Annotated in this window: 21 protein-coding genes; 11 read left to right on the top strand and 10 right to left on the bottom strand. The window is 72.2% G+C overall.

Going from position 1 to position 23,779, the window contains the following annotated elements:
- Positions 1 to 109: 109 nt before the first annotated feature.
- Together ACFZCF_RS04595 and ACFZCF_RS04590 are read right to left on the bottom strand one after the other, a co-directional pair.
- The gene (locus ACFZCF_RS04595) at positions 110 to 1,279 is read right to left on the bottom strand and encodes a helix-turn-helix domain-containing protein (protein WP_388441320.1); all 1,170 of its coding nucleotides are present in this window, start codon (positions 1,277 to 1,279) and stop codon (positions 110 to 112) included.
- A 406-nt stretch (positions 1,280 to 1,685) separates the two neighbouring features.
- Positions 1,686 to 2,069 (bottom strand): hypothetical protein, encoded by a 384-nt coding sequence (locus tag ACFZCF_RS04590; protein ID WP_388441317.1) that lies wholly within the window; start codon positions 2,067 to 2,069, stop codon positions 1,686 to 1,688.
- A gap of 364 nt (positions 2,070 to 2,433) precedes the next feature.
- Here ACFZCF_RS04590 and ACFZCF_RS04585 point away from each other — a divergent pair, with 364 nt between their 5' ends.
- Together ACFZCF_RS04585 and ACFZCF_RS04580 are read left to right on the top strand one after the other, a co-directional pair.
- Positions 2,434 to 2,955: a universal stress protein gene (locus tag ACFZCF_RS04585; protein ID WP_189945716.1), complete on the top strand. Its 522-nt coding sequence runs from the start codon at positions 2,434 to 2,436 to the stop codon at positions 2,953 to 2,955.
- A gap of 180 nt (positions 2,956 to 3,135) precedes the next feature.
- Positions 3,136 to 3,696, top strand: a complete 561-nt coding sequence (locus ACFZCF_RS04580; protein WP_388441313.1) for a GPR1/FUN34/YaaH family transporter — start codon at positions 3,136 to 3,138, stop codon at positions 3,694 to 3,696.
- A gap of 239 nt (positions 3,697 to 3,935) precedes the next feature.
- Here the strand turns inward: ACFZCF_RS04580 and glmS are convergent, their stop codons facing one another.
- Both glmS and ACFZCF_RS04570 read right to left on the bottom strand, forming a co-directional pair.
- Positions 3,936 to 5,753, bottom strand: a complete 1,818-nt coding sequence (gene glmS, locus ACFZCF_RS04575; RefSeq protein ID WP_388441310.1) for a glutamine--fructose-6-phosphate transaminase (isomerizing) — start codon at positions 5,751 to 5,753, stop codon at positions 3,936 to 3,938.
- A 57-nt stretch (positions 5,754 to 5,810) separates the two neighbouring features.
- Positions 5,811 to 6,086 (bottom strand): hypothetical protein, encoded by a 276-nt coding sequence (locus ACFZCF_RS04570; protein WP_391284571.1) that lies wholly within the window; start codon positions 6,084 to 6,086, stop codon positions 5,811 to 5,813.
- Positions 6,087 to 6,423: 337 nt separating this feature from the next.
- On the opposite strand from ACFZCF_RS04570, the gene ACFZCF_RS04565 reads away from it, so the two are divergent.
- From ACFZCF_RS04565 to ACFZCF_RS04540, 6 genes are all read left to right on the top strand, one after another.
- On the top strand, positions 6,424 to 7,473 hold the full coding sequence (locus tag ACFZCF_RS04565; protein ID WP_388441304.1) for an ABC transporter substrate-binding protein: 1,050 nt from the start codon (positions 6,424 to 6,426) through the stop codon (positions 7,471 to 7,473).
- A 4-nt stretch (positions 7,474 to 7,477) separates the two neighbouring features.
- On the top strand, positions 7,478 to 8,347 hold the full coding sequence (locus tag ACFZCF_RS04560; RefSeq protein WP_388441302.1) for a siderophore-interacting protein: 870 nt from the start codon (positions 7,478 to 7,480) through the stop codon (positions 8,345 to 8,347).
- 132 nt (positions 8,348 to 8,479) lie between these two features.
- The gene (locus ACFZCF_RS04555) at positions 8,480 to 9,919 is read left to right on the top strand and encodes a pyridoxal phosphate-dependent decarboxylase family protein (protein ID WP_388441299.1); all 1,440 of its coding nucleotides are present in this window, start codon (positions 8,480 to 8,482) and stop codon (positions 9,917 to 9,919) included.
- Positions 9,906 to 11,189, top strand: a complete 1,284-nt coding sequence (locus tag ACFZCF_RS04550) for a lysine N(6)-hydroxylase/L-ornithine N(5)-oxygenase family protein (RefSeq protein WP_388441297.1) — start codon at positions 9,906 to 9,908, stop codon at positions 11,187 to 11,189. The genes ACFZCF_RS04555 and ACFZCF_RS04550 overlap by 14 nt, the downstream gene beginning before the upstream one ends.
- Positions 11,186 to 11,722, top strand: coding sequence for a GNAT family N-acetyltransferase (locus tag ACFZCF_RS04545; protein WP_388441294.1), 537 nt, complete (start codon positions 11,186 to 11,188; stop codon positions 11,720 to 11,722). The genes ACFZCF_RS04550 and ACFZCF_RS04545 overlap by 4 nt, the downstream gene beginning before the upstream one ends.
- Positions 11,719 to 13,488 (top strand): IucA/IucC family protein, encoded by a 1,770-nt coding sequence (locus tag ACFZCF_RS04540; RefSeq protein WP_388441291.1) that lies wholly within the window; start codon positions 11,719 to 11,721, stop codon positions 13,486 to 13,488. The genes ACFZCF_RS04545 and ACFZCF_RS04540 overlap by 4 nt, the downstream gene beginning before the upstream one ends.
- A 68-nt stretch (positions 13,489 to 13,556) precedes the next feature.
- Here ACFZCF_RS04540 and ACFZCF_RS04535 read toward each other — a convergent pair whose 3' ends face one another.
- From ACFZCF_RS04535 to ACFZCF_RS04520, 4 genes are read right to left on the bottom strand one after another with little or no spacing between them, the layout of a single operon-like run.
- Positions 13,557 to 14,717, bottom strand: a complete 1,161-nt coding sequence (locus ACFZCF_RS04535) for an acyl-CoA dehydrogenase family protein (protein WP_388441287.1) — start codon at positions 14,715 to 14,717, stop codon at positions 13,557 to 13,559.
- A 2-nt stretch (positions 14,718 to 14,719) separates the two neighbouring features.
- Positions 14,720 to 15,655, bottom strand: coding sequence for a hydroxymethylglutaryl-CoA lyase (locus ACFZCF_RS04530; RefSeq protein ID WP_388441284.1), 936 nt, complete (start codon positions 15,653 to 15,655; stop codon positions 14,720 to 14,722).
- The gene (locus tag ACFZCF_RS04525) at positions 15,652 to 17,577 is read right to left on the bottom strand and encodes a biotin carboxylase N-terminal domain-containing protein (protein WP_388441281.1); all 1,926 of its coding nucleotides are present in this window, start codon (positions 17,575 to 17,577) and stop codon (positions 15,652 to 15,654) included. Before ACFZCF_RS04525 ends, ACFZCF_RS04530 begins: the two co-directional genes overlap by 4 nt.
- A gap of 20 nt (positions 17,578 to 17,597) precedes the next feature.
- Positions 17,598 to 19,205: a carboxyl transferase domain-containing protein gene (locus tag ACFZCF_RS04520; RefSeq protein WP_391284567.1), complete on the bottom strand. Its 1,608-nt coding sequence runs from the start codon at positions 19,203 to 19,205 to the stop codon at positions 17,598 to 17,600.
- A gap of 87 nt (positions 19,206 to 19,292) precedes the next feature.
- Between ACFZCF_RS04520 and ACFZCF_RS04515 the strand changes: the two genes are divergently transcribed.
- Positions 19,293 to 19,895 carry a TetR/AcrR family transcriptional regulator gene (locus ACFZCF_RS04515; RefSeq protein WP_382806372.1) on the top strand — a complete coding sequence of 201 codons (603 nt, stop codon included), beginning with the start codon at positions 19,293 to 19,295 and terminating at the stop codon, positions 19,893 to 19,895.
- A 71-nt stretch (positions 19,896 to 19,966) separates the two neighbouring features.
- On the opposite strand, the gene ACFZCF_RS04510 is transcribed toward ACFZCF_RS04515, so the two are convergent.
- Complete coding sequence (locus ACFZCF_RS04510; protein WP_391284564.1) at positions 19,967 to 21,442, bottom strand: MFS transporter; 1,476 nt, start codon at positions 21,440 to 21,442, stop codon at positions 19,967 to 19,969.
- Between the two features lie 112 nt (positions 21,443 to 21,554).
- Between ACFZCF_RS04510 and ACFZCF_RS04505 the strand changes: the two genes are divergently transcribed.
- Complete coding sequence (locus ACFZCF_RS04505; RefSeq protein ID WP_391284562.1) at positions 21,555 to 22,082, top strand: MarR family transcriptional regulator; 528 nt, start codon at positions 21,555 to 21,557, stop codon at positions 22,080 to 22,082.
- Complete coding sequence (locus tag ACFZCF_RS04500; RefSeq protein WP_388441267.1) at positions 22,063 to 22,845, top strand: phosphatase; 783 nt, start codon at positions 22,063 to 22,065, stop codon at positions 22,843 to 22,845. Before ACFZCF_RS04505 ends, ACFZCF_RS04500 begins: the two co-directional genes overlap by 20 nt.
- Here ACFZCF_RS04500 and ACFZCF_RS04495 read toward each other — a convergent pair.
- On the bottom strand, positions 22,834 to 23,760 hold the full coding sequence (locus ACFZCF_RS04495) for a cation diffusion facilitator family transporter (protein WP_388441264.1): 927 nt from the start codon (positions 23,758 to 23,760) through the stop codon (positions 22,834 to 22,836). The genes ACFZCF_RS04500 and ACFZCF_RS04495 overlap by 12 nt on opposite strands.
- Positions 23,761 to 23,779 lie beyond the last annotated feature (19 nt).

Below are 23,779 nucleotides of genomic sequence, written 5' to 3'. Positions count from 1 at the left end.
GCCGGCCCCCGTCAGGTGGGCGACCACGCCGAACCGGCCCCGGCGGCCGGGGCGCGTCGTCCGGATCGTGCCGGGCGCGCGGCGTCCGGCACGATCCGAAGGCCCGCTCCTAGGGCGCGCTGCGCTGGCCCGGCAGGGCGGGCCGGCCCGGCGTGTACGCGTCGCCCGGCGGCTTGCCGGGCTCCAGCGACATCCCGGGGCGGCGGATTCCCGCCACCACCTGCGCGGGCACCGTCGACTCCAGGACGGCCGTCGAGGGCTCGCCCTGGGGCCGCCTGGCCCGGTACGCCGCCCGGTAGGCCGCCGGCGAGGAGCCGAGCTGCCGCCGGAAGTGGCCGCGCAGCGCCACCGGCGAGCGGAAGCCGCAGCGCCCCGCGACCTCGTCCACCGAGTAGTCCGAGGTCTCCAGGAGCCGCTGCGCCTGGAGCACCCGCTGGGTGATCAGCCACTGGAGCGGCGCGGAGCCGGTCAGCGAACGGAAGCGGCGGTCGAAGGTCCGCCGTGACATGTACGCACGGGCCGCCAGGGTCTCCACGTCGAACTGCTCGTGGAGGTGCTCCAGCGCCCAGGCCACGACCTCGGCGAGCGGGTCGGAGCCGATCTCCTCCGGTAAAGACCTGTCGAGGTAGCGCTCCTGACCGCCACTGCGCCGCGGCGGGACGACCAGCCGGCGCGCCAGGGCGCCCGCGGCCTCCGTGCCGTGGTCGGTCCGCACGATGTGCAGACACAGATCGATTCCGGCCGCGGTGCCGGCGGAGGTCAGCACGTCCCCGTCGTCGACGAAGAGTTCCCGCGGGTCCACGTGGACCGACGGGTAGCGCTTGGCGAGCGTCGGCGCGTACATCCAGTGCGTGGTCGCCGGCCGGCCGTCGAGCAGGCCGGCCGCCGCGAGGACGAACGCGCCGGTGCACAGCCCGACGATCCTGGCCCCTTCCTCGTGTGCCCTGCGGAGGGCTTCGAGCGCTTCCGGCGGCGGCGGCGAGGTGATCGAGCGCCACGCGGGGACGACGACCGTCCCCGCGCGGCCGATCGCCTCCAGGCCGTACGGCGCGGCGAGTTCGAGCCCGCCCGTGGTCCGCAGGGGGCCCTCCTCTCCCGCGCAGACGAGCAGCCGATAGCGCGGAACGCCGGCGTCCTGCCGGTCGATGCCGAACACGGAGAGCGGGATGGAGCTCTCGAAGATGGGGCCGCCGCTGAACAACAGCACCGCGACGACTTCGCGACGGCGGCGCCCGGACAGCTTCCGTGCCGCCTCCGGTGCGGCGGAGTCCTGGCTCATGGCGCTAAGTTCCCCTCGGTGTTCGCGTCTCCCTGGTCGTGTCGCTGTGCCACGTTTCCCCTCGGTTCTGCACGAGACCCCAGTCGTCGGTACCCATGATCGAATCTACTGTGTCCGGTGCCGCCGGCGTGACAAGTTCGCGATCCGGCAGATTGTCGACAAGGCCACTTGGCGTGAAGCGATCGATCCGCGAGCGGGTGCCCGCGCCACCCCCGGCCGGGGCCCGGAGGGGGAGAAGTGGCCGTCCGCGAGGGGTGCGGCCCTGCGGGGCAGGGCTTTCGGGGGGTGGGCGACAGGCACAGGCGTACCGTTTCGGCAAGGACGCGCCGGGAACTTCAAGTTGGCTGAAAACCTATGGGATCGGCTGTGCGAACCTGTCAACTCCACGGCCTCCGGAGGCGTCCGCTCAGCCCCGGTGACGGCTCCCCCGGCCCTCCGCGCGCAGCCCCCGCTCCGCCCGGCGCAGCAGCAGCCGGCATGCGGCCGTCACGGAGGCGAGCCCGAGGGCGGTCCCCCCGGCCCCGCCCAGCGAGGCGCCGAAGGCGAGGAGCACCAGCGGCACGAGGGCGCAGCAGAACACCGCCCAGCGGACCACCTCGCCCGCGGGGTCCGTGAGCCCCCCGCCGGCCGCCCCGGGTTCCGCCCGTCCGCCCGACGGGGGCCCCGCCGGCCCGCCCGTCCCCGGGGCGAGGGGTGCCACGGGGCCCGGTACCGGGGCGCGGTGGCGGGAGCGGGCGGGACGGACGGAGGGGGCGGACGCGGCGGAGGCGGGGGTGGACGGTGCGGGCACGGGCGGGCTCCCAGCGACGGTGATCCGGACCTGTGGGGAACGAGGAACGGAATGCTCCGGTCACTCTGAGCGACGCCCGTTCGGCCCTCCGTGCCCCGGCCGGGGGACGCTTGTAGGGCACATCCGGCATTGCCAGATGGTGAACGCTTCGTGCATCCTCCGAGAGGACCGCGCGCGCCGACCCGCGCACGAGCGGTCGGCACGCCCGGTGCGGCACGGCGGGCCCTGGGCAGGAGAGGAGTGTCGCCGTACCCTTGGGGGTATGGGCTTGGGAAGATGATTCCCGGACACAGCTCCGCCGCCACCCGTTGTTCAGCTCCCTCCCCCGTCCCTTCCCACGAGGACCTCCCAAGCCGAGACACCGATGGCCGGTCACGATTTCTCCGAACCCGCGGACCGCAAGCGCGTCGCCGACTCCACGGTCGACCCCCTCGCGGTGGAACAGCCACGTCACGCCTGCGACCCGGCCTTCCGGCACGGGGTGGTCGTCGGCTTCGACGGCTCCACGTCCAGTGAGCGTGCCCTGGCGTACGCCATCGGCATGGCCCGGCGCTCCGGCTCCGGCCTGATCATCGTCCACGTCGCGAACCGGCTCCCCACCACCGTGTGGGCGGGCTGTGAGCCGCCGGTCTTCGTCGACGTCCCGGACCACCGCACCGAGGTCCTCGGTCTGGAGCTGGCCTGCGCGGACCACCTCTCCGAGGTGCCGTGGATCCTGGTGGAGCGGGGCGGGGACATCTGCCACGAGCTGGAGGAGGTCGGCCGCGAGTACTCGGCCGACGCGATCGTCGTCGGCTCGACGCACGGGATCGTGGGGCGGATCTTCGGCTCGGTGGCCGGACGGCTCGCGCGGCGCGCGCAGCGCCCCGTGATCGTCATCCCGTAGCGGACCGCGGACCGCGGACCGCGGACCGGGCCCCGCACCGCCCGACCCTCCCTCAACTCCCTTTGCACGACGATAAATCACGCCCGGCTCAGGTGATTTGTGTGCTTGTGAAGGGTAGTTAAAGAGCACCGGAACACAGCAGCTCAGGCGGTATCACCGCCCGTTCGAAGGGAGCCCCACGTGAACAAGGACGTCGCGTCGGGGAACGGCACCTCCACCCTCGGAAACCTCGCACTCGGACTGACCCTCCTGGCCTTCGGCCTGGGCGGCACCGGTGTGATCGACAACGTCGCGGCAGCCGATGCCGCGGGCCTCGCCACCTGGGTCGGCGGCGTGGCGCTCTTCCTGGTCGGCCTGCTCGCCCTGCGCGCGGGCAGCACCGGCGACGGCACGGCCTTCGCGGCGCTCGGCGCCTTCTGGTTCACCTGGGGGACCGGAGTGGGCGGCGGGGCCTCGGCGGACGCCGCCGGACTCTTCCTGCTCCTGTGGGCGCTCCTGGCGCTCACGCTGACGCTGGCCGCCAAGGGCGCCGGCGCCCTGGGGCAGGGCGTGTACGGCCTGCTGTTCCTCGCGCTGCTGCTCTCGGGCATCGCCGCCCTGGCGGGCAACGAGGGCCTCGGCAAGGCGGGCGGCTGGGTGGCCGCGCTGGCGGGACTCGCCGCCTGGTACGGCGCCACGGCGGCGGTCGCCGGCTGGCCGACGGCCCTGGGCCGCTCCCGCACCACGGCAGCGGCGGCGTAACCCCACGGGACCCGTGCCTCCCGGGCCGAGCACGGTCGACCGTCGCCGGTCGCCGAAGCGCCCCGGAGGCGAACCGAGCCTCGAAAAAAGGGAAGCAGAACGGCCCCCGCGCTCCTGGGAAGCGCGGGGGCCGTTCTTCGTGTCCGGTCGGTTCGCCGGGGGACAGGCCCGGCGTACGGCTCCGGGGGACAGGCCCGGGGCCGTGGCGCGTCCGGCGGGTGACAGGTCCCGCCGGGCGACTACTCGACCGTGACGGACTTGGCCAGGTTGCGCGGCTTGTCGATGTCGCGGCCCATGGCGAGGGCGGTGTGGTACGCGAAGAGCTGGAGCGGGATGCCCATGAGGATCGGGTCGAGCTCGTCCTCGTTCTTGGGGACCACGATGGTGTGGTCGGCCTTCTCCTGCGGCTGGTGCGCGACCGCGAGGATGCGGCCGGAGCGGGCCTTGATCTCCTCCAGGGCGGCGCGGTTCTTCTCCAGCAGGTCGTCGTCGGGGACGATCGCGACCGTCGGCAGGGCCGGCTCGATGAGGGCGAGCGGGCCGTGCTTCAGCTCGGAGGCCGGGTACGCCTCGGCGTGGATGTAGGAGATCTCCTTCAGCTTGAGGGAGGCCTCCAGGGCGACCGGGTAGCCCCGGACGCGGCCGATGAACATCATCGACTGGGCGCCGGCGTACTCGGCGGCGAGGCGCTTGATCTCCTCCTCGTCCTTGAGGATCTCCTCGATCTGCGCGGGCAGCTTGCGCAGGCCCTCGATGATCCGCTTGCCGTCGGTGACGGACAGGTCGCGGATGCGGCCGAGGTGGAGGGCGAGGAGCGCGAAGGCGACCACCGTGTTGGTGAAGCACTTGGTGGAGACGACGCAGACCTCGGGGCCGGCGTGGACGTAGACGCCGCCGTCGGCCTCGCGGGCGATGGCGGAGCCGACCACGTTGACCACGCCGAGGACGCGGGCGCCCTTGCGCTTGAGCTCCTGGACGGCCGCGAGCACGTCGTACGTCTCGCCGGACTGGGAGACGGCGATGTACAGGGTGTCGGGGTCCACGACCGGGTTGCGGTAGCGGAACTCGGAGGCCGGCTCGGCGTCGGCGGGGATGCGGGCCATGCCCTCGATGAGGGAGGCGCCGATCATGCCGGCGTGGTACGAGGTGCCGCAGCCGAGGATCTTGATGCGGCGGATGGTGCGGGCCTCGCGCGGGTCGAGGTTGAGGCCGCCGAGGTGCACGGTGGAGAAGCGGTCGTCGATCCGGCCGCGCAGCACGCGGTCGACCGCGTCGGGCTGCTCGGAGATCTCCTTGTGCATGTACGTGTCGTGGCCGCCCATGTCGTAGGAGGCGGCCTCCCACTCGACGGTCTCGGGGGTCGCGGTGGTGGAGGCGCCCGTGACCGTGTAGGTGCGGAAGTCGTCGGCCTTGAGGGTGGCCATCTCGCCGTCGTCGAGGGTGACGACCTGGCGGGTGTGGGCGATGAGCGCGGCCACGTCGGAGGCGACCAGCATCTCCTTCTCGCCGATGCCGAGGATGACCGGCGAGCCGTTGCGGGCGACGACGATGCGGTCGTTGAAGTCGGCGTGCATGACGGCGATGCCGTAGGTGCCCTCGATGACCTTGAGCGCGTCGCGGACCTTGTCCTCGAGGGTCTCGGCCTGGGAGCGGGCGACGAGGTGGGTGATGACCTCGGTGTCGGTCTCGGAGGCGAAGACGACGCCGTCGGCCTCCAGCTTGGCGCGGAGCTCCTGGGCGTTGTCGACGATGCCGTTGTGGACGACGGCGACCTTGTTCTCGGGGTCCAGGTGCGGGTGCGAGTTGTGGTCGCTGGGGGCGCCGTGGGTGGCCCAGCGGGTGTGCGCGATGCCGGTGGTGCCGGTGAAGCGCTTGGGGACGCGGGCCTCCAGGTCGCGGACCCGGCCCTTGGCCTTGACCATCTTCAGCGCCGCGCTCTTGGGGCTGTTGATGACGAGGCCGGCGGAGTCGTAGCCGCGGTACTCCAGGCGGGCCAGGCCCTCCAGGAGCAGCGGCGCCACGTCGCGCTTACCGATGTAACCGACAATTCCGCACATAAAGGAAACCCCTCCGGTTGATGATGGTGGTGCTGCTCGGATCCGGCCGGGGCCGGGCTATCCGTAGACGATCCGGCGCAGCTGCCGCAGCGAGAGCTCCGGCGGCGCGACGGCCCGGTGCGGCAGTTCGGCGGAGATCCGTTCGAAGATCTCCGCGTTCACCGCTCCGCCGGACTGCAGTTCGCGGTGGCGGCGCCGGACGAACTCCTCGGTGGTCTCGTCGAAGTACGCCAGCACGTCGAGCACCACCCGGGCGGCCTCACCGCGCTGGAGCGCGGTGCTTCGGGCCAGATGGTCGATGAGGTCGTCATGGGTCGGGCGGCGTTCGAGCACCCATGAATATTGAGGGGTAATCGTGGGTTCCCGCAAGAATCCTGCCCGAAATCGGGCAGGGACCGCATGATCATCGGCCCTGAAGGGGGTGTTGGTCCAGACCTTGGACGGAAAAGGGGGAGTCTCGACCCGCGCCGGGCTCCCTGGAGGGGGGTCTGAGGGACCCCCATAAGAAGGGGAGGGCGGCCAGGGGCGAGGGGGCGCCCCGGGGCGCGGAAGTCGGGCGGGATGTGACGCAGACCTCCCGACCCCGGCCCTACTGATCGCGATGAGGTTAGGCTAACCTACCCTCGACTTGATCAGGCCGATCCCGGCACGTATCGAAAGCGAACCCGCCATGCCCAGCAACGCCCGAGCCACCTCCCTCACCCGCCGCGGCATCCTCGCCGCGGGCGGCGCCCTCGGGCTCGGCGCCGTGCTCGCCGCCTGTGGCGACGGCGACAAGAAGGACGCGGGTTCCGCCTCCGCCTCGGCCAAGTCCGGCCCCTGGGAGTTCAAGGACGACCGCGGCCAGACCGTGAAGGCCAAGACGACGCCGAAGAACATCGTCGCCTTCACCGGCACGGCCGCCGCCCTCAAGGACTTCGGCGTCGAGGTGAAGGGCGTCTTCGGCCCGACCTACGTCGAGGACCCGAAGACCAAGGCGAAGAAGCCCGACGTCCAGGCCGGCGACCTCGACATCACCAAGGTGAAGGTCATCGGCAACGTCTGGGGCGAGTTCAACATCGAGGAGTACCTCAAGCTCCAGCCCGAGGTCCTCATCACCGACATGTGGGAGAAGGACGCCCTCTGGTACGTGCCGGAGGAGCAGAAGGACAAGATCCTGAAGATCGCGCCGAGCGTCGCCCTGTGGGCCGCCGGTAAGTCCATGCCGTCCGTCCTCCAGCGCCACGCCGACCTGGCCGCCTCCCTCGGCGCCGACGTCAACAGCGAGCAGGTGAAGAAGGACAAGGCCCGCTTCGAGGCCGCCGCCGAGCGTCTGCGCAAGGTCGCCCAGGGCAAGAAGGACATCAAGGTCCTCATCGGCTCCGGCGACCCGAACACCTTCTACGTCTCCACCCCGGTCCGCCCGACCGACACCCTCTTCTTCCAGGAGATGGGCATCAACGTCATCGTCCCGACGAAGCTGGACCCGTCCGGCTGGTTCGAGCTCCTCAGCTGGGAGAACGTCGACAAGTACAAGGCCGACGTCATCCTCCTCGACAACCGCACCGGCACCCTCCAGCCGGAGCAGCTGAAGGCCAAGCCGACCTGGGCCGCGCTGCCCGCCGTCAAGGCCGGCCAGGTCTTCCCGCGTGTGACCGAGCCCGTCTACTCCTACGCCAAGTGCGCCCCCCTCCTGGAGGACCTGGCCACCGCCCTGGAGAACGCGAAGAAGGTGGCCTGACCCGATGACGACCGCCGAGACCGCCCCGTTCCAGTTCTTCTCCCTCCAGGTCGACCGGACGCGGCGGCTCGGCCCGTCGCTGGTCCGCGTCACCTTCACCGGAGAGGACCTCAAGGGCTTCGCCGCCGGGGGCCGCGACCAGTCGCTCTCCCTCTTCCTGCCGCACCCCGGCCAGGAGGCGCCCGTCCTGCCGCCGCTGGACGACCCCGACATGTACGGGATCCTCGGCGCCTGGCGGGCCATGCCCGACGACGTCCGGGCCGTGATGCGCTCGTACACCGTCCGCGCCCGGCGCACGGACCCCGTGAACGAGGTCGACATCGACTTCGCCGTCCACGAGGACGGCGGTCCGGCCTGCCGCTGGGCGCAGCACGCCAAGCCCGGTGACCGGGTGGTCGTGCTCGGGCCGGCGGTCGCCGACAACACCGGGGTCCGCTTCCGGCTCCCCGAGGACGCCGACTCGGTGCTCATCTGGGCCGACGAGACGGCGCTGCCCGCCGCCTCCGCGATCCTGGAGTGGCTGCCGGCCGAGACCCGCGCCCGGGTCTTCCTCGAAGTGCCGTACTCCGGCGACCGGATGGAGCTGGAGACGGAGGCGGACGCCACCGTCACCTGGCTCGTCCGGGAGGAGGGTGCGCCCTCCGGTCTCGAAGCGGTCGCGGGTGCCGAACTGCCCGGGGAGTCGCCGTACGTGTGGATCGCGGGCGAGTCCGGCGCGGTGAAGGCGCTGCGGCGGCACTTCGTGCGCGAGCGCGGGCTCGACCGGCGCCGGGTGACCTTCGTCGGCTACTGGCGCAAGGGGCTCTCGGAGGACGCTCTGCGCGAGGTGCCGGACGAGACGGCGCAGGACGCGGAGCGCGACGCGGCACAGTGATCCGCTTCACCTGACGGCCCCTCGACCTTCACCGGTCGGGGGGCTGTTGCCGTATCAAATTAGGTTAGGCTAACCTCACTTCTGCATCCACGGTTGCGCGTTCCGCGTCCCTCGTCCCGGAAGGGCCCCCACATGCGTTCGCACCTGCTCAACGACACGACGGCGGAGAGCTACCGACGCTCCGTCACCGAAGGGGTCGAGCGGGTGGCGGCCAAACTCGCCACGACGCGCCGACCGTTCACCGGCGTCACCCCCGCCGAACTGGCGCCCGTCATCGACGCCGTGGACCTCGACCGCCCCCTCGGTGACGCCTCCGCCGCCCTCGACGAGCTGGAGGACGTCTACCTCCGCGACGCGGTCTACTTCCACCACCCGCGCTACCTCGGCCACCTCAACTGCCCGGTCGTCATCCCCGCCGTCCTCGGCGAGGCCGTCCTCTCGGCCGTCAACTCCTCCCTCGACACCTGGGACCAGTCCGCCGGCGGCACCCTCATCGAGCGCAAGATCGTCGACTGGACCACCGGCCGCATCGGCCTCGGCCCCCTCGCCGACGGCGTCTTCACCAGCGGCGGCACCCAGTCCAACCTCCAGGCGCTGCTGATCGCCCGCGAGGAGGCCGGCACCGACGACCTGTCGAAGCTGCGGATCTTCTCCTCCGAGTGCAGCCACTTCTCCGTCCAGAAGTCGGCGAAGCTCCTGGGCCTCGGCCGCGACGCGGTCGTCTCCATCCCGGTCGACAAGTCCAAGCGGATGCAGTCCGTCGTCCTCGCCGCCGAGCTGGAGGCCTGCCGCGCCGAGGGCCTCGTCCCCATGGCGATCGTCGCCACCGCCGGCACCACCGACTTCGGCTCCATCGACCCGCTGCCCGAGATCGCCGCCCTCGCCGAGGAGTACGGCGCCTGGATGCACGTCGACGCCGCCTACGGCTGCGGACTGCTCGCCTCCCTCAAGCGCCGCCACCTCCTCGACGGCATCGAGCACGCCGACTCGGTCACCGTCGACTACCACAAGTCCTTCTTCCAGCCCGTGAGTTCCTCCGCCGTGCTGGTCCGCGACCGGGCCACCCTGCGCCACGCGACCTACCACGCGGACTACCTCAACCCGCTCCGGACGGTCGCCGAGCAGATCCCCAACCAGGTCGACAAGTCGCTCCAGACCACCCGCCGCTTCGACGCCCTCAAGCTGTGGATGACCCTGCGGGTCATGGGCGCGGACGGCATCGGGGAGCTCTTCGACGAGGTCTGCGACCTGGCCTCCGCCGGGTACGAGCTGCTCGCCGCCGACCCCCGCTACGACGTGGTCGTGGACCCGCAGCTGTCCACCCTCGTCTACCGCTACGTCCCCGAGGCCGTCACCTCGCCCGACGAGATCGACCGCGCCAACCTCCACGCCCGCAAGGCGCTCTTCGCCTCGGGCGAGGCCGTCGTCGCCGGCACCAAGGTCGACGGCCGCCAGTACCTCAAGTTCACCTTGCTCAACCCCGAGACCACGGTGGCCGACATCGCCGCCGTCCTCGATCTGATCGCCGGCCACGCCGAGCAGTACCTGGGAGAGAACCTTGTCCACGCCTGAGCACGCCGGCATCCACGACTTCATCGGCATCGGGCTCGGTCCCTTCAACCTGGGCCTCGCCTGCCTGACCGAGCCGATCGCCGAACTGAACGGCCTCTTCCTGGAGTCCAAGCCGGGCTTCGAGTGGCACTCGGGGATGTTCCTCGAAGGCGCCCACCTCCAGACGCCGTTCATGTCGGACCTGGTCACCCTCGCCGACCCGACCTCGCCGTACTCCTTCCTCAACTACCTGAAGGAGAAGGGCCGGCTGTACTCGTTCTACATTCGGGAGAACTTCTACCCGCTGCGCGCCGAGTACAACGACTACTGCCGCTGGGCCGCCGACCGGGTCACCTCGATCCGCTTCTCCACCACCGTCTCCTCGGTCTCCTACGACGAGGCCGGCGAGGTGTACGTCGTCACCACCGAGGCCGGAGAAACGTTCCTGGCCCGCCGGATCGTCCTCGGCACCGGCACCCCGCCGTACCTCCCCGACTCCTGCCGCGAGCTCGGCGGCGACCTGATCCACAACTCGCGCTACGTGCCCCACAAGGAGGCACTCCAGCGCAAGAAGTCGATCACGATCGTCGGCAGCGGCCAGTCCGCCGCCGAGATCTACCACGACCTCCTGTCGGAGATCGACGTCCACGGCTACCAGCTCAACTGGGTGACCCGCTCCCCGCGCTTCTTCCCGCTGGAGTACACCAAGCTCACCCTGGAGATGACCTCCCCCGAGTACGTGGACTACTTCCACGCGCTCCCCGAGGAGACCCGCTACCGACTGGAGTCCCAGCAGAAGGGCCTCTTCAAGGGCATCAACGGCGACCTCATCGACGGCATCTTCGACCTGCTCTACCAGAAGAACTTCGCGGGCCCGGTCCCCACCCGCCTCCTCACCAACTCCGCGTTGCGGACGGCCTCGTACGACGAGACGAGCGGCACGTACACCCTCGGCTTCCGCCAGGAGGAGCAGGAGAAGGAGTACGAGATCGAGACCGAGGGCCTGATCCTCGCGACCGGCTACAAGTACGCCGTCCCCGCCTTCCTGGAGCCGCTGAAGGACCGGCTGCGCTTCGACGGCCGGGGCCGCTTCGACGTCGCCCGCAACTACGCCGTGGACACCACCGGGCGCGAGGTCTTCCTCCAGAACGCCGGCGTCCACACCCACTCGATCACCTCGCCCGACCTGGGCATGGGGGCGTACCGCAACGCGTACATCATCGGCGAGATGCTGGGATCCGAGTACTACCCCGTCGAGAAGACCATCGCGTTCCAGGAGTTCGCCGTATGACCGTCCGCTTCCGCCCGCTCGACCCCGTCCAGGACGCGGAGCTGATCCACGCCTGGGTCACCCACCCCAAAGCCGCGTTCTGGATGATGCAGGACGCCACCGTCGAGGACGTCGAGCGCGAGTACGCCGCCTTCGCCGCCAACCCGCACCACCAGGCCTTCATCGGGCTCGTGGACGGCACCCCGGCGATCCTCATGGAGCGGTACGACCCCTCCCGCATGGAACTCGTCGGCCTGTACGACCCGCTCCCCGGCGACGTCGGCATGCACTTCCTCGTCGCCCCCACCGACACCCCGGTGCACGGCTTCACCCGCATGGTGATCACCGAGGTCATGCGCGAGCTGTTCGCCGACCCGGCGACCGCCCGCGTGGTCGTCGAGCCCGACGTCGCCAACAAGGCCGTCCACGCCCTCAACGAGGCCGTCGGCTTCGTCCCCGAGCGCGAGATCCAGAAGCCCGAGAAGAAGGCGCTCCTGAGCTTCTGCACCCGGGCCCAGTTCGAGTCCGCCACCGCCGTCGGAGCGAGCATATGAACCCCGTCTCCCACCTCACCCCCGAGCGCTGGGCCGCCGCCAACCGCGCGCTCATCCGCAAGGGCCTCGCCGAGTTCGCCCACGAGCGGCTGCTGAACCCGCAGGAGCTGGGCGAGTCCCGCTACCGGGTGCTCAGCGACGACGGCGCCACCGAGTACCGCTTCACCGCGGACCGCTTCGCCCTCGACCACTGGCAGGTCTACCCCGAGTCGATCAGCTGCCACCGAGGCGAGGAGCAGCTGCCCCTCGACGCGCTCCGGTTCATCACCGAACTGCGCGGCTCGCTCGGCCTCAGCGACGAGATCCTCCCGGTCTACCTGGAGGAGATCTCCTCCACCCTCGCCGGCACCGCCTACAAGGCCACCAAGCCGCAGGTGCCCGCCGCCGAGCTGGCCCGCGCCGGCTTCCAGGCCATCGAGACGGGCATGACCGAGGGCCACCCCTGCTTCGTCGCCAACAACGGCCGACTCGGCTTCGGCGTCGACGAGTACCGCGCCTACGCCCCCGAGGCCGCGAACCCCGTCCACCTGGTGTGGCTGGCCGCCCGCCGGGACCGGGCCGCCTTCACCGCCGGCGACGGCATCGAGTACGACGCCTTCATCCGCGCCGAACTCGGCGACGCCGCCGTCGACCGCTTCGCCGGCATCCTCGCGGACCTCGGCCTGGACCTCGCCGACTACCTCCTCATGCCGGCCCACCCCTGGCAGTGGTGGAACAAGCTGTCGGTGACCTTCGCCGCCGAGGTGGCGCAGCAGCGCCTCGTGTACCTCGGCGAGGGCGAGGACGCCTACCTGGCGCAGCAGTCGATCCGCACCTTCTTCAACACCTCCGACCCGGCCAAGCACTACGTGAAGACCGCCCTGTCGGTCCTCAACATGGGCTTCATGCGCGGGCTCTCGGCCGCCTACATGGAGGCGACGCCGGCCATCAACGACTGGCTGGCGCAGCTGATCGAATCGGACTCCGTCCTCAAGGCGGCCCGCTTCTCGATCATCCGCGAGCGGGCGGCGGTCGGCTACCGGCACCTGGAGTACGAGGCCGCCACGGACCGCTACTCGCCCTACCGCAAGATGCTCGCCGCCCTCTGGCGCGAGTCGCCGGTGGAGCGGCTCGCGGAGGGCGAGCGGCTGGCGACGATGGCGTCCCTGTTGCACGTCGACCACGCGGGCGCGTCCTTCGCGGGCGCCCTGATCAAGGAGTCCGGCCTGGCGCCGGAGGCCTGGCTGCGCGGCTACCTCGACGCGTACCTCCTGCCGGTCCTGCACTGCTTCTACGCCTACGACCTGGTCTACATGCCGCACGGCGAGAACGTGATCCTGGTCCTGGACGAGCGCGGCGCGGTCGACCGGGCGATCTTCAAGGACATCGCCGAGGAGATCTGCGTGATGGACCCGCAGGCGGTGCTCCCGCCGGCGGTGGAGCGGATCCGCGCCGACGTCCCCGAGTCCATGAAGCTCCTGTCCGTCTTCACGGACGTCTTCGACTGCTTCTTCCGCTTCCTGGGGGCGACCCTGGCGGCCGAGGGCGTCGTCGGCGAGGACGTCTTCTGGCGGACGGTCGCGGAGTCCGTGAAGGGCTACCAGGAGTCGAAGCCGGAGCTGGCGGACCGCTTCGCGCAGTACGACATGTTCACGGAGACCTTCGCCCTGTCCGCCCTGAACCGCCTCCAGCTGCGCAACAACAAGCAGATGGTCGACCTGGCGGACCCGTCCGGCGCGCTCCAGCTCGTCGGCGACCTGGTGAACCCGATCGCCCGCTTCGCCTGACCCCCCGAACCGATGTGAGCCCCGGCGGAGTACGGTCCTCCGCCGGGGCTCACATCCGTACCGGCCTCCTACGAGGCGAAGCCCAGCTCGCGGGCGATCAGCATGCGCTGGACCTCGCTGGTGCCCTCGCCGATCTCCAGGATCTTGGAGTCGCGCCACATGCGGGCCACCGGGTACTCGTTCATGAAGCCGTAGCCGCCGTGGATCTGGGTCGCCTCGCGGGCGTTGTCGACGGCGACGGTGGAGGAGTACAGCTTGGCGATGGCCGCCTCCTTCTTGAACGGCTCGCCGAGGACGAGCCGCGAGGCCGCGTCCCGCCAGCCGATGCGGGCCATGTGGGCGCGCGTCTCCATGTCGGCGATCTTGAACTGGATGGCCTGGTTGTCGCCGATCGGACGGCCGAAGGCCTGACGCTCCTTCGCGTACTTCACCGACTCGTCGACACAGCCCTGCGCGAGGCCGGTCGCGAGGGCGGCGATGGCGACCCGGCCCTCGTCGAGGATGCGGAGGAACTGGGCGTACCCGCGGCCCTCCTCGCCGAGGAGGTTCGCCACCGGGACCCGGACGTCGTCGAAGGAGAGCTCACGGGTGTCCGAGGCGTTCCAGCCGACCTTCGAGTAGGGGGCGGCGACGGTGAAGCCGGGGGTGCCGGACGGGACGATGATCGAGGAGATCAGCGGGCGGCCGTCGGGCTTGCGGCCGGTGACCGCGGTGACCGTCACCAGACCGGTGATGTCCGTGCCCGAGTTGGTGATGAAGCACTTCGAGCCGTTGATGACCCAGTGGTCGCCGTCCCGGACGGCGGTGGTGCGGGTGCCGCCCGCGTCCGAGCCCGCGCCGGGCTCGGTCAGGCCGAAGGCGCCCAGCATCTCGCCGGCGCACAGCTTCGGCAGCCACTGCCGCTTCTGCTCCTCGGTTCCGAAGAGGTGCAGCGGCATCGCGCCGAGCGAGACGCCCGCCTCCAGGGTGATGGCGACGGAGGAGTCGACGCGGGCCAGCTCCTCCAGGGCGATGCCGAGGGCGAGGTAGTCGCCGCCCATGCCGCCGTACTCCTCCGGGAACGGCAGGCCGAAGAGGCCCATGCGGCCCATCTCGGCGACGATCTCGTACGGGAACTCGTGGCGCTCGTAGTAGTCGCCGATCTTCGGCGCCACGACGTCGTGGGCGAAGGCCTCGACGGTGCGGCGGAGTTCCTCGTGCTCTGCGGAGAGCCGGTGGTCGAGGGACATGCTCAGGACTCCTTGTGGGAGAGGGCGCGGACGGTACGGGACGGGCTCGGGCGGCCCAGCTGTTCGGCCATCCACACGCTCGTGGCGGTGAGGGCGGCCAGGTCGACCCCGGTCTCGATGCCGAGGCCGTCGAGCATCCACACCAGGTCCTCGGTGGCGAGGTTGCCGGTGGCGGACTTGGCGTACGGGCAGCCGCCGAGGCCGCCCGCGGAGGCGTCCACCGTCGTCACGCCGTGGCGCAGCGCGGCCAGCGTGTTCGACAGCGCCTGCCCGTAGGTGTCGTGGAAGTGCACGGCGAGGCGGGAGGTGGGCACCCCGGCCTCGTTCAGCTCCCGCAGGAGCCGCTGGACGTGGCCGGGGGTGGCGACGCCGATGGTGTCGCCGAGGCTCAGCTCGTCGCAGCCCATGTCGGCGAGCGCCTTGGAGACGCGGACCGTCTGCTCGACCGGGACGGCGCCCTCCCACGGGTCGCCGAAGCACATCGACAGGTAGCCGCGGACCTTCAGGCCGGCCTCTATGGCCCGGATGACGACCGGCTCGAACATGGCGAGCGCCTCGTCGACGGTCCGGTTGAGGTTGGCCTTCGCGAAGGACTCGGTGGCGGAGGCGAAGACGGCGACCTCGCGGGCACCGAGCGCGAGCGCCCGGTCGAGCCCGCGCTCGTTCGGAACGAGGACCGGCAGCCGGACGGGCAGCCCGTTGACGAGCGGGAACAGGGCCTCGGCGTCGGCCAGCTGGGGCACCCACTTCGGGTGCACGAAGCTGGTCGCCTCGACGGTGGACAGTCCGGCGGCGGCCAGCCGCCGGATGAACTCCGCCTTCACCTCGGTCGGGACGGCGGTCTTCTCGTTCTGCAGCCCGTCGCGGGGACCGACCTCGTGGATCCTGACCCGGGCGGGCAGCGCCGGGTCGGGGACGGTCATGGGCAGGGCGGTCATTCCGCGGCCTCCTCGCGGGGGGTGACGACGGCCAGGACCTGGTCCATGGCGACGGTCGTCCCGGGCGTGACGTCCAGTTCGGTGACGGTGCCGGCGTGCGGGGCGGAGATGACGTGCTCCATCTTCATCGCCTCGACGACGAGCAGGCTCTGTCCGACCTCCACCTCGTCGCCCACCGCCACCTTCACCACGGTCACGGTCCCGGGCATCGGCGCGGCCAGCGTGTCCGCCCCGCCGTGCCGCGCCCCGGAGAGCGCCGCGGCCACCGGGTCGTGGTCCGTCACGTGCCAGGAGTCGCCGTCCCGGCCGAGCCAGGCTCCGGCCCTGCGGAAGGCGTGGGTGACGCCGTCGAGGACGACGGTGACCCCGGTGTCCGTGACGCGGGCGTCGGCCGGCGCCTCCACCACGACGGGTTCGAGGCCCGGCACGCGCAGCGGGAAGGCGAGCGGCTTGGGCGTGCCGCCGAGGCGCCAGCCGGCCGGCACGTCGAAGGGGTCCGTCCAGCCCTCGCGCGGCCGCGGCGCGAGCCCGGTCCGGCGGACGGCGGCGGCCGCCGCGTACACCTCGTCCGGGACGCCCTCCGGGACCAGGCTCTCCGCGTCCCGCTCCACCAGGCCGGTGTCCATGGCGCCCGAGACCACGTCGGGGTGGGCGAGGAGCCTGCGCAGGAAGCCCGCGTTGGTGGGAACGCCGAGGGTGGTGAGGTCCGCCAGGGCCGTGCGGAGCTTGCGCAGGGCCGTCGGGCGGTCGGCCGCGTGGACGATGACCTTCGACAGCATCGGGTCGTAGAGCGAGGAGACCTCGGTGCCTTCGAGGAGGCCGGAGTCGGTGCGCACGCCGTCGCCCGAGGGCTCGTGCAGCGCGAGGACGGTGCCGCCGGACGGCAGGAAGCCGCGGGACGGGTCCTCCGCGCAGATCCGGGCCTCGACCGCCCAGCCGTCGAGCCGGACGTCCTCCTGGCCGAAGGAGAGCGGCTCGCCGGCCGCCACCCGCAGCTGCCACTCCACCAGGTCCAGGCCGGTGATCAGCTCGGTGACCGGGTGCTCGACCTGGAGGCGGGTGTTCATCTCCATGAAGTAGTACTGGGACGGGTCACCGCCCGGGACGATGAACTCGACCGTGCCCGCGCCGACGTAGCCGCAGGACCGGGCCGCCTCCACCGCCGCCGCGCCCATCGCGGCGCGGGTCGCCTCGTCGAGGAGGACGCTCGGCGCCTCCTCGATGATCTTCTGGTGGCGGCGCTGGAGCGAGCATTCGCGCTCGCCGAGGTGCACGACGTTCCCGTGCGCGTCCGCGAGGACCTGGATCTCGATGTGCCGGGGGCGGTCGATCCACCGCTCCACGAGGAGCGTGTCGTCGCCGAAGGAGGCGCGGGCCTCGCGGCGGGCCGCCGCGATCTCCTCGTCCAGGACCGCGAGGTCCCGCACCAGGCGCATGCCCTTGCCGCCGCCGCCCGCGCTGGGCTTCAGCAGGACGGGCGGGCCCATCTCCCGCGCGGCCTCGGCCACCCGGGGGTCGGCGTCGCCGGGGACGACGGGCACGCCCGCCGCCTTCACGGTCTCCTTGGCCCGGATCTTGTCGCCCATGAGGGCGATCGCCTCGGCGGACGGGCCGATGAAGACGAGGCCCGCGTCGGCGCAGGCGCGCGCGAAGGCCGCGTTCTCGGCGAGGAAGCCGTAGCCGGGGTGGACGGCCTGCGCGCCGGTGCGGCGGGCCGCGTCCAGGAGGGCCGGGACGGAGAGGTACGACTCCGAGGCCGCCGCGGGCCCGATCCGTACCGCCGTGTCCGCCTCCCGCACGTGCCGGGCGTCGGCGTCGGCGTCGCTGTACACCGCGACCGAGCGGACGCCGAGGGCGCGCAGGGTGCGGATGACGCGGACCGCGATCTCGCCCCGGTTGGCGACGAGGACGGTGTCGAACATGTGCTGCATCGTCAGGGTCCTCACATCCGGAAGACGCCGAACTGGGGTTCACCCAGGGGCGCGTTGGCACAGGCGGTCAGCGCGAGACCGAGCACCTGCCGGGTCTCCAGCGGGTCGATCACGCCGTCGTCCCAGAGGCGGGCGGTCGCGTAGTAGGCGCTGCCCTGCGTCTCGTACTGCTCGCGGATCGGCGCCTTGAAGGCCTCCTCGTCCTCGGCGCTCCAGGCGTCGCCGAGCTGGTCGCGCTTGACCGTGGCGAGGACCGAGGCGGCCTGCTCGCCGCCCATGACGGAGATCTTGGCGTTGGGCCACATCCACAGGAAGCGGGGGGAGTAGGCCCGGCCGCACATCGAGTAGTTGCCGGCGCCGAAGGAGCCGCCGACGACGACCGTCAGCTTCGGCACGCGCGTGGTGGCGACCGCGGTGACCATCTTGGCGCCGTGCTTGGCGATGCCGCCGTGCTCGTACGCCTTGCCGACCATGAAGCCGGTGATGTTCTGGAGGAAGACCAGCGGGATGCCGCGCTGGTCGCACAGCTCGATGAAGTGCGCGCCCTTCTGGGCGGACTCGGCGAACAGGATGCCGTTGTTGGCGACGATCCCGACCGGGTGGCCGTGGATGCGGGCGAAGCCGGTGACGAGGGTCTGGCCGTACTCGGACTTGAACTCCTGGAAGCGGGAGCCGTCCACCACGCGGGCGATGACCTCGCGCACGTCGTACGGGGTGCGGGAGTCGACCGGGACGGCGCCGTACAGCCCGTACGGGTCGACCTTCGGCTCCTCGACCGGCTCGACCTTCCACGGCAGCGGGCCCCGCTCGGGCAGGGTCGCCACGATGTTCCGGACGATCCGCAGCGCGTGCGCGTCGTCCTCCGCGAGGTGGTCGGTGACGCCGGAGATCCGCGAGTGGACCTCGCCGCCGCCGAGCTCCTCCGCGGTGACGACCTCGCCGGTCGCGGCCTTCACCAGCGGCGGGCCGCCGAGGAAGATCGTGCCCTGGTTCCGGACGATCACGGCCTCGTCGCTCATCGCGGGGACGTACGCGCCGCCGGCCGTGCAGGAGCCCATGACGGCCGCGATCTGCGGGATGCCGGCGCCGGACATGCGGGCCTGGTTGTAGAAGATCCGGCCGAAGTGCTCGCGGTCCGGGAAGACCTCGTCCTGCATCGGCAGGAAGGCGCCGCCGGAGTCCACGAGGTAGAGGCAGGGGAGGCGGTTGTCGAGCGCCACCTCCTGCGCCCGCAGGTGCTTCTTCACGGTCATCGGGTAGTAGGTGCCGCCCTTGACCGTGGCGTCGTTGGCGACGATCACGCATTCGCGGCCGGAGACCCGGCCGATGCCGGCGATGACGCCGGCGGCCGGGGCCTGGTCGCCGTACATGCCGTTCGCCGCGAGCGGGGCCAGCTCCAGGAAGGGCGAGCCGGGGTCCAGGAGGGTGTCCACCCGGTCGCGCGGCAGCAGCTTCCCGCGCGCGGTGTGCCGGGCCCGGGACTTCTCACCGCCGCCGAGCGCGGCCTCGGCCAGCTTGGCCCGCAGGGTCTCCGAGAGCTCCTGGTGCGCCGCCTCGTTGGCCCGCCAGGCCGCCGAGGCGGGATCTGCCGCGCTCGACAGCACAGGTGCCTGCCGCATCGACCGATCTCCCTTGTTCGGTTAATGAGCGTTAACGTACGCGGCTCAGGTTAACGACCGCTAACCAGGTTGTCTAGAATGGAGGGCATGAGTACGAGCCCGACCCCGACGCACGCCCGGATGGACGCGCCGACCCGCCGCGAGCAGATCCTCAAGGAGGCCGCCCGCCTCTTCGCCGCGCGCGGGTTCCACGGGGTGGGCGTCGACGAGATAGGGGCCGCGGTCGGCATCAGCGGCCCCGGGCTCTACCGGCACTTCCCCGGCAAGGACGCGATGCTCGCCGAGCTGCTCGTCGGCATCAGCGAGCGCCTCCTCGCCGGGGGCCGGCTGAGGGTCGCGGAGTCCCCCGGCGACCCGGCGGCCCTGCTGGCCGCGCTCATCGACGGACACATCGACTTCGCCCTCGACGACCGGCCGCTCATCACCCTGCACGACCGCGAACTCGACCGGCTCAAGGACGAGGACCGCAAGCGCGTCCGGCAGCTCCAGCGGCAGTACGTCGAACTGTGGGTCGACGTGGTGCGGGCCCTGCACCCGGCGGCCTCCGAACCGGAGGTCCGGGCCGCGGTGCACGCCGTCTTCGGCCTCCTCAACTCCACCCCGCACCTCGGCGCCCCGCTGGAGCGCGCCGAGATGGAACGCCTCCTGCGGAACCTCACCCACGGCGCGCTGGGCGCCCTCGCGGTCTGACCCGGTCGGCGGCGGAGCCGACCGCGAGGGCCGCCGCGACCGCGCCGGGTGCCCGCGCCGCCGCGCGGTGACTACGCCGCCGCCCGTCGGTCCGCGGGGGTCGCCCGGCGCAGGGCGAGCGCGAGGACGAGGCCGGCGGCGGAGCAGACCGCGAGGGCCAGGAAGCCTCCCGCGACCCCGGAGGCGGTGGCGTCGGGGACGGAGGCGCCCCGGTCGAGCCGGCCGTCCGCGGTGGTGGCCAGGACGGTGCCGATCACCGCGATCCCCAGGGCCGCGCCGCTCTCGTTGAAGGTGTTCAGCAGGCCGGAGCCGACGCCCGACTCCGCCGCGGACACGTGCGCGGCGCCGACGCCGAACAGCGGGACGAAGCAGGCCGGCAGGCCCGCCCCGACGACGGCGAGCGCGGCGATCGTCAGCGGGACCGAGTCGGGCCCGGTGGCGAGGAGGCCCGCGCCGAGGAGGTGCAGCACGGCACCGAGCGCGTACGTCCCGCCGGGCCCGAGCGCGCCGATGAGGGCGGGCGCGGCCGCCGCGGCGGCGAGCGCGGCCAGGCCCATCGGCAGCAGCGAGAGGCCGGTGGCGAAGGCGCTCATCCGGTGGACCTCCTGGAAGTACTGGGCGGCCAGGAAGGAGCTGCCGATCATCACGGCGGCGACCAGGAGCAGCCCCGCGCAGGCCAGCCGGTAGGCCGGCCGGCGCAGCAGGTGCAGCGGGAGCAGCGGGTCGTCCTGGCCCAGCTCCATGGAGGTCACCAGGGCGAGGAGGGCCGCCGCGGCGGCCAGGCCGGTCCAGGCGGCGCGGTCGCCGAGGCCCTCGTGCAGCCGGATCAGTCCGAAGGAGAGCGCGGCGAGGCCCGCCGTGGCCACGGCGGCCGAGGGGAGCCGGAGCCTGCGGCCGGAGGCGGCCCGCAGCGACGGCACGGCGCGCAGGGCGGCGGCGAAGGCCGCGGCGCCGACGGGGACGTTGACGAGGAAGGCCCAGCGCCAGTCGACCGCGGTGACGACCAGGCCGCCGAGGACGACGCCGATCGTGGCGCCGATGACGCCGAGGCCGCTCCAGGCCGTGAGCGCGATCCTGCGCTGCTCCTCGTCCCGGTAGACCTCCAGGACGATCGAGAGGGCGGCCGCGGAGAGCAGCGCGGCGCCGACGCCCTGCGCGGCCCGCCCGCCGATCAGCAGCTCCGGGCCGCCCGCGACGCCGCAGAGAGCCGAGGCGGCGGTGAAGAGGGCGAGCCCGGCGAGGAAGGCGCGGCGCCGCCCGTGGACGTCGGAGACCCGGCCGCCGAAGAGGAGCAGGCTGCCGAACGGCAGCAGGTAGGCGCTGATCGTCCACTGGAGGGCCGTCCGGTCCGCGGGCAGGTCCGCCCCGATGGAGGGGAGGGCCACGTTCACGATGGTCGAGTCGAGCATCACCATCAGCTGGGCGACGCCGACCACGACCAGCGCGGTCCAGGGGGCCTTGGCCGGGGCGGCGAAAGCGGCGGTGGCGCCCGGGGCCGGGGCGGCATCCGAGGGCAGGGTCGGGGGTGCCGGTGTCCTCTGGTTCATGGGGGTCCCTTCTCGCAGGTTTCTCGATCCATGCGCATGCATCAAATTTCGCCGAACGCTACATCCATGCGCATGCATAGACAAGGTCCGGGGGGACGCCTAGGATCGGGGCGTGACAGCAGCACCCCTCACCGACCGCTGGATGGCCACGGTCCGCGCCGGCGCGCAGATCGTCCAGGCCGCGGAGCGCCTGCTCTCCGACACGTACGGGCTGTGCGTCAGCGCCTTCGAGATCATGGACGTCATGGAACGGGAGGGCGACTGGCTCCGCGCGGGCGAGCTGAGCGCCCGCGTCTCCCGGAGCCAGCCCCAGGTCTCCCGGCTGCTCGCGCAGATGGTGGACGCCGGGTACGCCGAGCGCCGGCCCTGCGCCACCGATCGGCGCGGCTTCGACGTGCGGCTCACCCCGGCCGGGCGGCGGATCTTCGCGGAAGCCACCGCCACCGTGGAGGAGCTCCTGGGCGAGCTGTCCGGCACGGCGCCCGAGGTGCGCGGACTGCTCGCCCGGCCCGGCCCGGACGCTCCGGCGGCTCCGGTGGACCGGACGTTCCGGAGGGCCGGGGAGGCCGGAGTCCGGACGGCCCGCACGGGGGAGGCCCCGGCGCGGCAAAATGAGCGGCATGCCGATACTCAGCCGTGACGCCCTCGTCGAGCACCTCGTCCGCAGCCGCATCGCGGGCGACGTCGCCACCCCCCGCGAGAACAACCTCGACCACTACCGGAAGCTCGCCAACGGCGACCGGCACTACTGGCTCGGCCTGGAGCTCGGGGACCGGTGGACGGACGAGCAGGACGTGCTGGCCGTGATGGCCGAGCGCTGCGGCGTCGTCGACGACCCGGCCCACCGCGCCGGGCAGGACACCATCGACCCCGAGCTGACCGTCGACGCCCTCGACCGGATGGCCGCCCGGCTGAAGGAGGCCGCCGCCGCCCGGCAGCGGGTGCTCTTCGCGACCGGCCACCCCGGCGCGCTGATCGACGCGCACGGCCGTGTCGCCGCCGCGCTCCGCGCGCAGGGCTGCGACATCGTGCGGATCCCCGGCGGGCTCGTCGCCGACGAGGGGTACGTCGTGCAGTTCGCGGACGTCGCCGTCTTCGAGCGCGGCGCCAGCCTCTGGCACACCCACTCGCCGGAGCCGATGAACGCGATCCTCGACGGCCTCGCCCTGCTCGGCGAGGCCGCGCCGGACCTCGTCGTCGCCGACCACGGCTGGGCCGGCCGCGCCGCGCAGCGCGGCATCGACTCCGTCGGCTACGCGGACTGCAACGACCCTGCGCTCTTCCTCGCCGAGGCCGAGGGCACCATGAAGGTCACCGTCCCCCTCGACGACCACGTCGTCGACCCGCGCTTCTACGAGCCGATGACGGCGTACCTGCTGAACGCGGCGGGCCTACTGGCCTGACGGCCCCGGCGTCGGATCCAGATAGACCCGCCGCACCGAGGGGAAGCGGGCCCGGAGGCGCGCCTCCGCCTGCTCGCAGGCCCGCTCCACCTCCGCCGCCGTCGCCACGTCCCGGAAGTCGACCTTCGCGGCGACCAGCACCTCCCCGGGGCCCTGGATCAGGGTGATCAGGTCGAGGACGTCGACGACGGGGGGGACGGAGAGGAGTTCCTCGCGGATCTCGGAGCGCATCGCCCGCGGCACCGGGCGGCCGATGAGGAGTTCTGCGTTGGAGCGGCCCAGGACCCAGGCCACGTACACGAGCAGGACGCCGATCAGGATCGACGCGACGCCGTCCCAGGTGCCCGAGCCGGTGATCTGGCCGCCCAGGAGGCCGCCCGCCGCCAGCATGAGGCCGGCGAGGGCTGCCGAGTCCTCCATCACCACGGCCTTCACCGTGGTGTCGGGCATCAGGCGGAGGTAGCGCGCGAAGGGGGCCTTCATCCTTTCCGCCTCCGCCTTCACCTGCTTCACGCCCGTGCGGAGCGAGAAGCCCTCCAGGACGAAGGCGATGCCCAGGACGACGTACGAGATCGTCGGGTCGCCGAGCTCCTCGCCCCGGACGAGCGTGTGGACGCCGTCGTAGATCGAGAAGACCGCGCCGCCGACGAAGGTGGCGACGGCGGCGAGCATCGCCCACACGTACCGCTCGCCCGCGTACCCGACCGGATGGTCCTCGTCGGCGGGCTTCTCGCTCCGCTTGAGCGCGGTGAGCAGCATCACCTCGGTGACGGTGTCGGCGACCGAGTGGGCGGCCTCCGACAGCATCGCGCTCGACCCGCTGATGACGCCCGCCACCGCCTTGGCGACCGCGATCCCGAGGTTCGCGCCCGCCGCCACGATCACCGTGAAGGTGCTCTCGCCGTTGTCAGCCATGGTCGGACGGTAGGTCCGG

The sequence above is a fragment of the Streptomyces sp. NPDC007945 genome (assembly GCF_042958885.1).
Classification (GTDB): domain Bacteria; phylum Actinomycetota; class Actinomycetes; order Streptomycetales; family Streptomycetaceae; genus Streptomyces.
The sequence above is the reverse complement of the archived record's forward strand: the minus strand, read 5'-3'. Positions and strand labels throughout refer to the sequence as shown.